This is a genomic window from Acetobacter sp., assembly GCF_022483985.1.
Lineage (GTDB): Bacteria > Pseudomonadota > Alphaproteobacteria > Acetobacterales > Acetobacteraceae > Acetobacter.
On sequence record NZ_JAKVME010000001.1, the window covers coordinates 1,706,918 to 1,719,824 of the forward strand.

General features: G+C 59.5%; 9 protein-coding genes. 6 read left to right on the plus strand and 3 right to left on the minus strand.

The features are described 5' to 3' along the window. Window positions 1-212: 212 nt before the first annotated feature. Both LKE90_RS07525 and tsaD read right to left on the minus strand, forming a co-directional pair. Complete coding sequence (locus tag LKE90_RS07525) at window positions 213-1,439, minus strand: YncE family protein (RefSeq protein ID WP_291492161.1); 1,227 nt, start codon at window positions 1,437-1,439, stop codon at window positions 213-215. 147 nt (window positions 1,440-1,586) lie between these two features. Continuing rightward, entirely contained in the window at window positions 1,587-2,717 is a 1,131-nt protein-coding gene (gene tsaD / locus LKE90_RS07530; RefSeq protein WP_291492160.1) for a tRNA (adenosine(37)-N6)-threonylcarbamoyltransferase complex transferase subunit TsaD, read from the minus strand. A 41-nt stretch (window positions 2,718-2,758) separates the two neighbouring features. On the opposite strand from tsaD, the gene hemC reads away from it, so the two are divergent. From hemC to LKE90_RS07560, 6 genes are all read left to right on the plus strand, one after another. Beyond that, window positions 2,759-3,829 (plus strand): hydroxymethylbilane synthase, encoded by a 1,071-nt coding sequence (hemC, locus tag LKE90_RS07535; protein WP_291492158.1) that lies wholly within the window; start codon window positions 2,759-2,761, stop codon window positions 3,827-3,829. A 9-nt stretch (window positions 3,830-3,838) separates the two neighbouring features. Beyond that, the gene (locus tag LKE90_RS07540; protein WP_291492156.1) at window positions 3,839-4,573 is read left to right on the plus strand and encodes a uroporphyrinogen-III synthase; all 735 of its coding nucleotides are present in this window, start codon (window positions 3,839-3,841) and stop codon (window positions 4,571-4,573) included. Window positions 4,574-4,603: 30 nt separating this feature from the next. After that, complete coding sequence (locus LKE90_RS07545; protein ID WP_291492154.1) at window positions 4,604-5,851, plus strand: class I SAM-dependent methyltransferase; 1,248 nt, start codon at window positions 4,604-4,606, stop codon at window positions 5,849-5,851. 475 nt (window positions 5,852-6,326) lie between these two features. After that, complete coding sequence (locus LKE90_RS07550; RefSeq protein WP_291492152.1) at window positions 6,327-7,442, plus strand: TolC family protein; 1,116 nt, start codon at window positions 6,327-6,329, stop codon at window positions 7,440-7,442. Continuing rightward, window positions 7,439-8,620 (plus strand): efflux RND transporter periplasmic adaptor subunit, encoded by a 1,182-nt coding sequence (locus LKE90_RS07555; RefSeq protein ID WP_291492150.1) that lies wholly within the window; start codon window positions 7,439-7,441, stop codon window positions 8,618-8,620. The genes LKE90_RS07550 and LKE90_RS07555 overlap by 4 nt, the downstream gene beginning before the upstream one ends. 4 nt (window positions 8,621-8,624) lie before the next feature. Continuing rightward, complete coding sequence (locus tag LKE90_RS07560) at window positions 8,625-11,705, plus strand: efflux RND transporter permease subunit (RefSeq protein ID WP_291492148.1); 3,081 nt, start codon at window positions 8,625-8,627, stop codon at window positions 11,703-11,705. Between the two features lie 216 nt (window positions 11,706-11,921). Here the strand turns inward: LKE90_RS07560 and LKE90_RS07565 are convergent, their stop codons facing one another. Further along, window positions 11,922-12,887 (minus strand): hypothetical protein, encoded by a 966-nt coding sequence (locus LKE90_RS07565; protein WP_291492146.1) that lies wholly within the window; start codon window positions 12,885-12,887, stop codon window positions 11,922-11,924. Between the last annotated feature and the right edge of the window lie 20 nt (window positions 12,888-12,907).

Genomic DNA, 12,907 nt, shown 5'->3' on the forward strand with positions numbered 1-12,907 from the left:
ATCCGGCGCTGCCCCAATTGGGAGCAGAACCTTTCTGGCGGACCCACCGCTGGGTTGCTGACGAATTTTGGGAGGGGGTTTTAAGTGGAACCGGCGCTTTGCACCAGAAATAATTTACAACGTCTGAATTGACCGGCGGGAAACCCTGTTACTCCCCGCCGCTCGCAAGGTGGCTCTGACAAGCAGAAATACGCGCCAGAGCCTGCCTTACCTCAGCGCATGATGCCAGTATGGCCCACGGAATAACGGCCCGGCTGCGGCCAGACCGTGAGACCGTGCGGCTCGGCCCCAACAGGAATGATGGTCATCGCGCCAGTTGTCGTGTCGATGGCATAGACCACGTCGTCAAAGCGCCCGGACAGCCAGAGCAGCTTGCCGTCTTCGCTGACATTGCCCATGTCGGGGCTGCCGCCACCGGGGATCGGCCAGGTCTTTACAACCTGATTGGTCGCGAAATCGATGACCGAGACGCTGCCTTCCTTGCTGTGACGCGGACCATGCACCTTGTGGGAGCCGCGGTTCGCCACATACATGACCTTGGCGTCACGGCTCGGGTAGATACCGTGCGTGCCGACACCCGTCGGAATAAAGCCGGTTTCCTTGAACGTGTCGCCATCGACGATGAACACACCATCAGCGTGCATGTCGGCCACATAGAACGTCCTGCCGTTCGGAGCCGTCAGAATGTCCTGCGGCATGCCTCCCTTGGACAGTTTCAGATAGCCGATGAGCTGGCGGTTGACCGTGTCGATCTTGGCCAGCATGCCACCGAACTCACAGGTGAAGATGGCGTAGCGTCCGTCGATGGAGAACCCGGCATGGTTGATGCCACGGCACTCCGGCGCTTCCACCGAGCCCTGCATCTGCATGCTGTGCGGATCACGGAAGTCGAGGCGCTTGCGGGCCTCCGCCACGACAATCGCCGACTTGCCGTCGGGCGTGAAATACATGTTGTAAGGGTCGTCAACCGGAACCGGCGCACCCGGCTTGCCGGTGCGTGGATCAATCGGGGTCAGGCTGCCTTCAGTCGTGCCCTCGGCGTTGTTCGTCGCCCAGATCGTGCGCAGGTCCCATGACGGCACGACATGCTGCGGGCTTTTGCCGACCGGAAAACGGTCCACGACCTTCATGGTCGCGGGGTCGATGACATACACATCGTTCGAGCGCAGGTTCGGCACGTAAACGCGGGCCGGGTCCTTGGCGACTTCCGGATTGAGGTTCCCGGGACGGGCCTCGGAATATATATTGCCGGCGTCGATCACCGGAGGCATGCCGGGGATGGTCTGCACGGCCGCGGCCGTTGCGGCCGGAACCAGACGGGCAGCTTCAGAAGCCGCCTGAGCGGGAGCGGTCCCGGTCTGGGCCCATGCAGGAGCCAGACCGGCAGCGCCAAGCAGTACAGCCACCGCGGCGCCTGTCAGAAATCGATTTTTCGTCATGTTTGCGTCCGTTAACCTCGGCAAGGCGTCGGACATAGCACAGGATGCCACGGCGACAAGCGATCTGGGTCAATTCCGGTCTGTCCATCCCCCTTTGTCCCGATATTTTCAGGCGCGATGATCAAAGACCGGACCAGAAACGACCGCTCAGCCAGCATCTGCCCGCACTGCGAACCGTTCCTGCATTTCGGACAGAGGCCAGCGTGGACGAGGTCGCATGGCACGGTCGTCCGGTATGGGCAGACCACGTCGCGCCGCCTCATGACAGACTTCCAGCGCCGCCCAGCCGACCATGACGGCGTTGTCCGTGCACAGGCGCAGGGGTGGCGCGACAAACGGCACGCCGTACTCGGCGGCAATACGGGTCAGGGACGCCCGCAGCACGCCGTTAGCCGCCACGCCGCCTGCCGCGACCAGCGTGGTCGGCGGCTCCATCATGGCGAAGGCGTGCCGGACACGATCCTCGATCACATCCGCGACGGCCTGCTGGAAGCTGGCGGACAGATCCGCCGCCACCGGACGGGGCAGCGCCGCACTGCCATAAGGCTCGATCTGGCGGGCCAGCGCGGTTTTCAGGCCGGAGAAGGAAAAGTCGCACCCCTCCCTGCCCTTCAGAGGACGCGGGAAAGCGAAGGCGGCAGGGTTGCCCTCTCTCGCCAGCGCTTCGAGTTGCGGACCGCCCGGCCAGCCGAGGCCAAGCATCTTGGCCACCTTGTCGAAGGCTTCGCCCGCCGCGTCGTCAATCGTGCCGCCGAGACGGCGATACTGCCCGATCCCCTCCACCGCCAGACACTGGCAATGACCGCCGGAAACCAGAAGCAGCAGGAACGGGAACGAAATATTTTTTTTCGAGACGCCGGGCAGCCTTGCGGACAGCGCATGGGCCTCAATGTGATTGACCGCGATGAACGGTCTGTCGAGCGCGATGGCCAGCCCCTTGCCGAAGTTCGCTCCGACGATCAGGCCACCGATCAGGCCCGGCCCGGTGCTGGCGGCTATGGCGCCCAGATCATGCAGGGCGAGGCCTGACGCTTCCACGGTTTTCCGCGCCAGATCGGGCAAAAGCGCCAGATGCGCGCGGGCCGCGATCTCGGGCACGACTCCCCCGAACGCGGCGTGCGCTTCCTGTGAAACGACCTTCTCCGCGAGCACTTCGCCTTCCGGTGAAAGAATGGCACACGCGGTCTCATCGCATGACGACTCGATGGCAAGAATTGGTCCGCTGGGATATAGAGCCTCCCCATCGGAAGCGTTTCTGTCGGTCCTGTCTGGCGTCACGTCACCTTTCCTTCATCCGGTGCTGGTAATAAACACGCCCAATGGTCTCCGCACAGCCATCACAAACATCCCCTTCGCCGACCCTGCAGAAAATTGCAGCCGAGGCAGCCGCTCGCCAGAAGGCAGCCCCTCCGCCACATCGACGGCAGCTCCCGCTGCGCGTCGGCACGCGTGGGTCGCCGCTCGCACTCTGGCAGACGCGCGCGTTCCTGACACGCCTGACGCGATTCTGTCCCGTCCTGCGCGACATGAACGCGTTTCAGGAGCACCTGATCAACACCACGGGTGATCAGGTGCAGAATCGCGCCCTCGCCGAAATCGGTGGCAAAGGGCTGTTCGCCAAGGAGATTCATGAAGCGCTCGTGGATGGCCGGATCGACTTCGCCGTGCACAGTCTCAAGGACCTTGAGACCACCCTGCCGCCCGGTCTCGTGCTGGCCTGCACCATGCGCCGCGAGGATGCCCGCGACGCGCTGATCCTGCGGCCCGGCTTCACGCCCGGCAGTGATCCGAACGATCCCTATTCCGCCCTGCCTGAAGGGGCGCTGATCGGCTGCGCCTCCGTCCGCCGTCAGGCCCAGATGCTGCATGTCCGCCCGGACCTCCGATTCGGCCTGCTGCGCGGCAACGTGCAGACCCGTCTCGACAAACTGGCGGCGCGTCATTGCGATGCGACACTGCTGGCGCTCGCCGGTCTGCGTCGCCTCGGCATGGAAGACCGCGCTTCCATCGTGCTGGAGCCGTCCGTCATGGTCCCGTCGGCCGGACAGGGAATCGTCGGCGTCACGGTGCGTGAAAGCGATGTCGAACTGCGCGAACTGCTCTCGGCCATTGAAGATTATGAAGCCCGGGCGGTTTCGACCGCCGAACGCGCCCTGCTGTCCGAGCTGGATGGGTCCTGCCGCACGCCGATCGGCGGCTATGCCCGCCTGCTTTCACCCTCGACCGGCGCGAGAAGCGAGTTGCATCTTACCGGACTGGTCGCTTCCGAAGACGGCACGTTCCTGCTGCGTCGGGATATCGTCGGTCAGGCGTCGGATGCCGAGCGAATGGGGCATGAACTCGGTCGCAGTCTGCGTGCGGACAGCCCGGCGTCGATCTTTACTGACTGACCAGCCGGCATGAACAAGGACACGCCCTCGCTTCGCGGCGTTCTTGTTGTGCGTCCGGAACCCGGCCTGACCGACACATGCGAAACGCTGGAGCGGCTCGGCTGGCGTTGCTGGGGGATGGAATCGCTTGTGATCACGGCGCGACCTCTGCCGCCGCAGAGAGGCATTGCCGGTGCGCTGATCACCAGCAGCCAGTCCATTCTGGCCCTGTCCTCCTCCGCTACGCACGATATTCCGGTCTATGCCGTGGGCGACGCCACAGCGGAGCGCGTGAAAAGACAGGGCTTTCAGACGGTCATCAGCGCCAGCGGCGACGCGATGAAACTGGCGGAACTCGTCACGCAGCAGCTTTCTCCGGCATCCGGACCGCTTCTGCTGCTGTCCGGAGAGCATCAGGGCCTTCCGCTCGCCAAAACGCTCCGTGACATCGGCTTTCGTATTCGTCGTCGGATCGCCTACGCCACCAGCCCAGCGACGGCACTCCCACCCGAAGTGCTTTCAGCCCTGCGCGAAGGACTGATTGCAACAGTTCTGGTCTTTTCAGCCGCCAGCGCACGCGCTTTCTGCGCCACCCTTGCCAGAGCGGACTGCTCTCCCGGCACACTCCGCGCCATTGCGATCTCTCAAAACACCATGAAAGAGCTACGCAAGGGGGGATTTCAAAACATTATGACGGCGCGGACGCCCGATATGGCCGCCATGCTCGACAGGCTGGAATCTGCTGCGTCACCTCCCTCATGCTGACCGGACAATCTGTGTTTCAGGAGACCTCACATGACCAGCACCGATGCCCGCGATACGGAACTTGCCGCCCAGTATGAGGCTTATCCCTATCCGGAACGCGATCCCCGCGAGGAGGCGAAGCGGCTCCTGATCGGCAGTCCCAGTCATCTGAGGGAAATCGACTACTGGGTGTTCGGAGCCCGTCGTCCCCGCTCACAGCCCTTGCGTGCTCTTGTTGCCGGATGCGGCACCGGTGATGGCGCGATCATGCTCGCCACCCAGATGGCCCGCGGCAATCGTCCCGGCGAAGTCGTCTGCGTGGACCGATCCGAGCATGCGCTGAAGATTGCCCGTTCCCGTGCCGAAACTCGCAATCTGGGCAATATCCGCTTCATACAGGGTTCTCTCACCGATCCGGCAACGCTGCCGGGACAGTTTGATTACATCGACTGCTGCGGCGTTCTGCATCATCTCCCCGCTCCGCTGGAAACGCTGCAAATCCTTGAACAGGCGCTCCTTCCCGGTGGCGGCATGGGACTGATGGTCTATGCGCCTTACGGTCGAACCGGCGTGTATATGCTTCAGGAAGCGCTGGAACGTCTCACCCCTTTTTCAGAATCACCTTCGACACGGCTCGATATCGCCAAGCGGGTCATGCGTACGCTTCCCGCCACGGCATGGCTCCGCGAGAACGGAAACTTCGGTGATCACCTCACTGGCGGTGATGCCGGACTGTACGATCTGCTGCTCAATCCACGCGACCGCGCCTATACGATCAGCGCGTTTCTCGATCTGCTGGCGGAAGCTGGTCTCGAACCATCCTGCCTGATGGAACCCGCCCGCTATGACCCGTCGCTGTTTCTGCCCGATCCGAAGCTGCGCGCCCGTGTCGAGAATCTGTCATGGAGACAGAAGGCTGAGGTCGCCGAATCGCTGACCGGCAATATGGCGACGCATGTGGCCTACGTCGTGCGGAACGGAGCACGTCCCACGCCGCCTGACTGCTGTGCTCCAACGACTGTGCCGGTCATGCGGGAAATACCGGGGGATGAACTGGCGAAGCTGATTCTTCCGAACGGCACACTGCCTTTTTCATTCGGGACGCTGACGGTTCCCGTTCCGCTTCCTGCTCAGGCGAGAAGCATTCTGCCCCTGATTGACGGTGAGCGGACTGTTGCGGCCATTGCCGGGATCATGCAGGAGCGCGGTCTCTCCGAGAGGAAGTTCTTCACGGTCTGGTCAGAGCTTTTTTCAAGACTGGAAAGCCTGAACCGCGTTCTGTTGCTTTCTCCCGTCTGACAACGGGGCTTTCAGCATCCGTTTATCCTGATGGGGCTATCAGGGACTCAGCACCATTTTTGCGAGCCCGGACCGTTCGTTCATACTGGTGTCAGGTAAACGCCCTATAAGGAAGGACGGGACAGCGAACAGGCCCGGTTTCCGCCCTTCCGGGCAGGAGAAAATGGGGCTTGGCCTCTCTCTGTCCCGATGATTTTTTATATTGATTGCGTAATGTTCTCGCCGTTTCTATAAAATATTTTTAATGTTTTTGACCGTTCCGTCGTAGCAGGTTGCCCCGTATGCCTGTTTCTGCATCTTTGCCGTTCTGTGAGGGACTTTTTTGTTTCAAGAGTGTGTCAGACGTCTTTCGTTTTGTCTCTCGCTAATCGACGTTCCTTACGTCCGGATAGCGACGACATGCGGACTGTTTCTTGCCTCCGGGGCGCCCGCATATGCAGAAAGTCTGAGCGAAGCCATCAGATCGGCCTGGGCCATGGACCCGTCCCGCAAATCCATCGCCACGGACGCCATGTCGGCACACAAGCGCGCCGCGGCGGCACGCTCATGGTTCCCGGACGGCCCGACCGTCTCCGGCCTGTACATGGACGACCATTTCATCGGCAGCAAAGTGGGCTACACCACCTATCAGGGACAGATCAGCGTTCCGCTATGGCTGCCGGGACAGGGTTCAGCCACGGAAGAAGCGGCCCTCGCGGATGAAAAAGTCGCCGCGCAGCAGCAGCAGGTGCAGAAACTGGCCGTCGCCGTGCGTGTTCTGGATCTCGCAAGTGAGGGCGCGGTTCTCAGCGCCCGCATCAGCAATCAGGAAGTCGTCAGCGACGTGCTGGGCAAGACCATGTCGGATGTCGAACACGCCCTGCACGCGGGAGAAGTGGCCAGCACCGATTACGAAGCAACAGTCACCGAAAAGGAAGACCTTGACGGCACACTCGCGGAATCCCGGCAAAGGCTTGAGAACATCCGCGCTGATCTGGAATCCCTTACAGGCACTGACGCTCTTCCAGACCTGTCGGGCATTGACGGCCGGTTTCTGGGACGGATCGGCACACGCCTTGATCCCGAGCGTGACCCGCGCGTCCAACTCGCTGACTCCGCCCTGAAACAGGCGCAGGCTTCCTATTCCGTGGCCCGGCATTCCTATATGCCCAACCCCCAGCTTGGCGTCATTCTCAGCAGGCAGGAGCAGTACCAAAGCCCCTGGGACACGCAGATCGGCGTCGAATTTCAGGTGCCGCTGCCCAGTGAGGCGCGCAATGTCCCCATGGTCATGAAGGAAGTTCAGGCTGTCGGGCGGGCGGAACGCGACGTCACGCAGGCCCACCGTCAGATCAGGGCCGAGTATCGTCAGTTGCATAACCAGTTGACGACCTCCACTCAGATTCTCCAACATGCACGTCAGCTACGCGCCCACTCGGATCGTCGTGCGGCTGATCTTGCCGAAGCATGGCAGGTCGGCGAGATTCCGGTGATCGAGTATCTGCGAGCCAGACGCACCGCCCTTACAGCCGCTGAACGCTACGCCCAGGCAGACATTGTCATGCGGGCCACGATTGCCCGGATGATTCTTATGAGCGGAAACATTCCATGATCGAAACAAAAAGAGCCTTCCCCTCCTCTTTTGTATCAGTTCTGCTCACCTCCCTGCTGCTCGGGACCGCGTTCAGTCCCGCGGCTCAGGCGGAATCGCCGCTGCCGACAGTCACAATCTCCGACGAGGCGCTGGCCGCCGAGGGCATCCGCACCGCCGTCGCCCATCCCGGAGCGTTGCCGCATCACATGGATGTCCCGGCCTACATCGCCGCCGATGCCCGTAAGGTCGCGCACATCCGTCCCGTCGGCAGCGGGCGCGTTCTGGACGTGGCGGTTGTCGCGGGACAGATGGTGACCAAGGGTCAGCCGCTTCTCACCTATGAGAACTTCACGCTCAACGACGACACGCAGCAGCACCTGTCCGCTGAAGCCGCTCTTCAGGAGGCCCGCGCCAGACGCGAGAACGCCCGCCAGCTTTATGACCGCGCCCGCACCCTCAAGGGCGGCGCTATCTCGGTCGGTGAACTGGAACGCCGGGGCGCGGCCCTGCGTGAGGCCGACGCGCTCGTGCATGGCCGGGAAGCAGCGCTCCAGACCATGGCCGAGCATCTCCGCCGCTATCACTCCAGCATGGAACATCCGGACGCGGAGAAATCGGTCGTTGTCTCCCCCATCAGCGGTATTGTCACGAGCATCAACGTCGCGACCGGGCAGGAAATGACCGCAACCGGGCTGGCGCCAGTTGAAATCGAAAACCTGTCCCATGTCTGGATCGTCTCGCAGGTCGATGAGGATGCATCGACCCGCATTCGTCCCGGCGATCGTCAGTTGACGTGGCTCAGTCCCGGTGAGCCCCCTCTCTCATCGCGCATCGATGTCATCGAAGGACATGTCGATGCGAAAACCCAGCATATTCTCGCACGCAGTCTTGTGGAAAATCCCCAGCATCGTCTGCGCCCCGGCATGCTGGTAAAAACACGGCTGTTTTCCTCCGACAAGGTGGAAGGTATTCTGGTCCCGAGCACGGCGCTTCAGACATTTGCTGGTGAGCCCTGCGTTTTCGTGCTGACAGCGCCCCACCGCTACACCCTGCGCATCGTCAGGACCGGTCCCTCCCTCGAAGGGCAGACCGTCATCATCGCAGGTCTGAACAGTGGTGAAACCGTGGTGACGCAAGGCAGCTTCACCCTGAAATCACAAGCCATTCTGGCTCCTTCCGCCGAGGCCAACGGCTGACCCCATGAAGCTTCTGCACTGGTTTATCGAAAAGCGCCTTTTCCTTTTCTGTATCGTCACTCTTCTCATGGTGGCCGGGCTGGCCGACATCAGGAGCCTGCCGGTCGAACCTGTTCCGGACATCTCGCCGCGTCAGGTGCTGGTGTCCGTGCAGGCGCCCGGCCTGCCGACGGAAGAAGTTGAAAAACTCGTTACATCACCTGTGGAGAAAGTTCTGTCGGGCGTTGTCGGCCTGATCAGCATGCGCTCCGTGTCACGCACAGGCGTAGCGGTGCTTTACCTCCAGTTCGATGATTCCACGGATATCTATCGCGCCCGCGAACTGGTCTCCCAGCGACTGCCTGAAGCGCGGGACAGCGTGTCGGTGCATGGTCTGTCCATCGACATGGGGCCGATGTCCACCGGCATGGGCGAAATCCTCCATTTGCAGATTCGCGGGCGGGACCAGTCTCTCGAAGACCTGAACCGCCTGATGGTCTGGAACGTGGTGCCGCGCCTGCGCCTCGTTCCCGGCGTGGTGGACGTCAACATCAACGGCGGCGCTTCCGAGACCTACGAAGTCGCGCTCAATCCCATGGCCATGCGCCGTTACGGCGTATCCGTCTCGGATGCTTTCGACGCAGTCGATACCGGCAACGAGGCGGCTGGTGGCGCGTGGATCGAGCATAACGACGAACAGCACATCGTTGTCGGCCGCTCCCTGATCGACGATCTGGCCGAACTGGGTGAAGTGCAGGTCCGCAGCGGCCCGAACGGTGAAGTCGTCCATCTGCGGGATATCGGTATCGTGCGGAAAGGCAGCCGACCGCGCATGGGCGGTGTCACGCGGGATGGACAGGGCGAAATCGTCAGCGCCGTGGTGCTTCTGCGGGAAGGCGCGAGCGCCCGGGCCGCACTCAGCGCCCTGAAGACGGAGCTGCCGAAAATCCAGGCCTCCCTGCCCATAGGCGTTACGCTCGAACCCTATTACAGCCGCGAGAGTCTAACCGAAAAAACAATTGATACCGTCAGGGAAAATCTTTCTCTGGGTGCTATTTTGGTTCTGGTTGTCCTGCTGCTGGTGATCGGGGACTGGCGGGCCTCCCTGATCATCATCTCCGTCATCCCCTTCTCCCTTGTCGCCGCCATGGTCGGGATGCGGCATCTGGGAATCTCGGCCAACCTGCTCTCTCTCGGCGCGATCGACTTCGGCATGGTCGTGGACAGTTCGCTGGTGATCGTCGAGAACGTCCTGCATCGCCGACGCTATGATACGCCGCTGCCCACCACCATCCTGTCGACCGTCCGCTCCGTCATTCGCCCGGTCACATTCGCCGTCCTCATCATCGCCATGGTGTATCTGCCGGTCCTCACGCTTCAGGGCGTCGAGGGGCGCATGTTCACGCCGATGGCCGAAACCGTCATTCTGGCGCTGGTCGCCTCCCTTGTTTATTCGCTGGTCTGCATTCCGGCTCTCTCTGTCTTTCTCGGACGTGGCAAAAAGCCTGACGAACACACGCATGGAGAAGGGAGCGACCATCACACCCGCTTCATCGCCTGCCTGTGGCGGCTTTTTCAGCCAGCCTCCCGCTACTGCATGGCGCACACAAAACAGGTCATGGCGGTTGCGTCCGTTTTCCTGATACTTTCCGTATTTGTAGCCAGCCGTCTTGGCGGAGAGTTTATCCCCCAGCTTCAGGAAGGCGACCTGATCGTCACCTCCACCCGCCTGCCGGGGATTTCCCTCGACGCCTCTCTGGACGCCGCGCAGGCCATAGAGCGGACCCTCCGCGCTTTCCCCGACGTCCGTACCGTGATCAGCAATACGGGCACCTCCGCCATCCCCACCGATCCGCAGGGCGGTGAGCAGAGTGACACCTATGTCATTCTGAAACCTCGCTCCGAATGGAAAACCGCCGATACGCAGGAAGGTCTGGTCAAGGCTTTCAATGCGGCGCTCAAGAAGAACAATCCGGGTTCGCTCTTCAACTGGAGCCAGCCCATCCAGATGCGTATGGACGATCTCCTGTCGGGTGTCCGCTCACAGATAGCAATCGGCATCTATGGTCCGGACATGCACGTCCTGTCGCGTCTGGCCACACAGGTCGCTGATGTCGTCTCCAAAGTTCCCGGTGCCGCGGACGTGGCGCCGCAGGATGTCGGCACCATTCCCTATCTGCATATCGACGTCGATCGCACCATGACGGGGCGTCTCAACACGGAAACCTCCTCTGTCATGGACGTGGTGGAAGCGCTCGGAGGCCATTACGGGCCGCCCGTTTCCGTAGATGACGCTCTGATCCCGACAGAAGTCCGGTTCGCAGAGGACGCGCGTGAAAATATCGACGATATCCGTGCCCTCCCCGTCGTCACACGCGATGACCGCACCGTCGATCTTTCTCAGGTCGCCCATATCGCGCTGACGGATGGACCACCCACAATCCGGCGCGATCAGGGACTTCGCCGGACAATGGTGCAGTCCAATGTTCGCGGGCGGGATCTGAGTTCTTTCGTCGCGGCAGCTCAGGATGCCGTAGCGAAAAACATCAAGCTCGCTCCGGGCTATCGCATGGAGTGGAGCGGACAGTTCAAAAATCTCCAGACAGCCGTGGCGCGTCTGGAGATTGTGGTGCCGATCATGCTGGGGCTGATTTTCCTGCTGCTTGTGATGGCGCTGGGTCAGTTGGGACTTGCGGCCCTTGTGTTCGTCAATCTGCCTTTTGCGGCCACAGGCGGCATCCTCGCGCTCTATTTCAGGGCTATGCCATTCAGCATCTCAGCCGGCATCGGCTTTATCGCCCTGTTCGGTGTCGCGACCATGAACGGTCTTGTGCTGGTGTCCTATATTCACGATCTGAGAAAAGAAGGCCTCCTGCCTTTTGACGCTGCTGTCGAGGCCGTTCGCGAACGCTTCCGCCCGGTCATGGCCACGGCGACAGTCGCGTGTCTGGGTTTCTTCCCCATGGCGTTCTCCATGAGCGAGGGCGCGGAGGTTGAAAAGCCGCTGGCGACAGTAGTTATCGGTGGCCTTGTATCCTGCACGATGCTGACACTGCTGGTTCTGCCATCGCTCTATGCTTGGCTTTATCGGGGTAAAAGCAGCTAAGTTCATTATCTTGTATCGATGGTTTTATATTTTTTATGTCTGCAATGAGAGATTGCTCAAGCAAGTCATAACCATAGAAAAAATGACCGGTTTCGCCTCATATACGACATATGGCATGGCCAATCAGCTTCCGAGCAGTGGACATTAACTAGCTGGCATCAATGTGATGTCACAATCACTACATGCTACTGTTTTTTAAATATATGCGCGTGTAAATCATGAAATTTTCCATGATTTTGCTATTTCTAGATAGAAAGTACGATTATCTACATTATAATAAGAATGTTGCGTTGATAATGGTCCGTTAAATTTTTGTATTGGAAGAGTATTCTCAAAGGAAATTACCGAATCTTGGAACGAATACAGAAATTCGGAAATGCATTTATGCAAATCATGCGCTTTACTATCAAGTATTTCCGAAAAACTGCGGTCGTCATTAGGATCAGATATCCGAAGATTTTCTCCTCCGCCGACGAACCTGTGTCCGTTTGATCCCACATTTATCGTCGCAGCTTGCACAAACTCTGAATGACCAATGCGATCTCTAAGAGACTGTCCTCGCTCGGTTCCAATGACAAATGAGAATTTTCCTATATGCTTCTCGTAGACGGCTATGAGGGCTTCAGCAACAGAACGCGGGTGGGCTCTTTCTAAAGTTTTTTTGAATTTGTTATAAGAATTTTGCGATTGTTTGAAATAAGCTGAAAACCCCCAAGATAAATAATCCAAACAACGACGGTATGCTATTACAAACGCGTGATATTCAAAATCAAGCTGCCGCATGTTTCCAAAAGAAGCGGTTTGATTTGGGTTAAATTGACTTGAAAAATCATATTTTGATAAAATGGCATCGACGGATGCTTCGATTTCTTTAATTCTCATTAAATGATAGCATACAGCTGCATATGCCGAACGTACTCCACCAGAAACTATCATAAACCTCGGATAGAGTGTTTGTTCTGTTTTTGCTTCTGAACGCCATTCGGATATAAATTGAGGTCGCGTATTTATCCATCTAACGAAATCTACAAAAGGGCGAGCCCCTTCGGCGGATATTTCAAAACCTGAAGTATTATATATTTCAATACTCGCTTCGATTATTTTACTTTCAAGAAAAGGGCGCATATTATTATATTGCGCCTGCTGAGATTTTAAATCTGCAGGCTCAGTCTCCATTGTCATGAAATTTACTTCTCGATGAT

Coding starts and splice junctions, on each gene's coding strand:
- LKE90_RS07555 (WP_291492150.1), top strand. CDS start 7,439: ATGATCGAAACAAAAAGAGCCTTCCCCTCCTCTTTTGTATCAGTTCTG.
- LKE90_RS07565 (WP_291492146.1), bottom strand. CDS start 12,887: ATGACAATGGAGACTGAGCCTGCAGATTTAAAATCTCAGCAGGCGCAA.
- LKE90_RS07525 (WP_291492161.1), bottom strand. CDS start 1,439: ATGACGAAAAATCGATTTCTGACAGGCGCCGCGGTGGCTGTACTGCTT.
- hemC (WP_291492158.1), top strand. CDS start 2,759: ATGGTCTCCGCACAGCCATCACAAACATCCCCTTCGCCGACCCTGCAG.
- LKE90_RS07560 (WP_291492148.1), top strand. CDS start 8,625: ATGAAGCTTCTGCACTGGTTTATCGAAAAGCGCCTTTTCCTTTTCTGT.
- LKE90_RS07540 (WP_291492156.1), top strand. CDS start 3,839: ATGAACAAGGACACGCCCTCGCTTCGCGGCGTTCTTGTTGTGCGTCCG.
- LKE90_RS07545 (WP_291492154.1), top strand. CDS start 4,604: ATGACCAGCACCGATGCCCGCGATACGGAACTTGCCGCCCAGTATGAG.
- LKE90_RS07550 (WP_291492152.1), top strand. CDS start 6,327: ATGGACCCGTCCCGCAAATCCATCGCCACGGACGCCATGTCGGCACAC.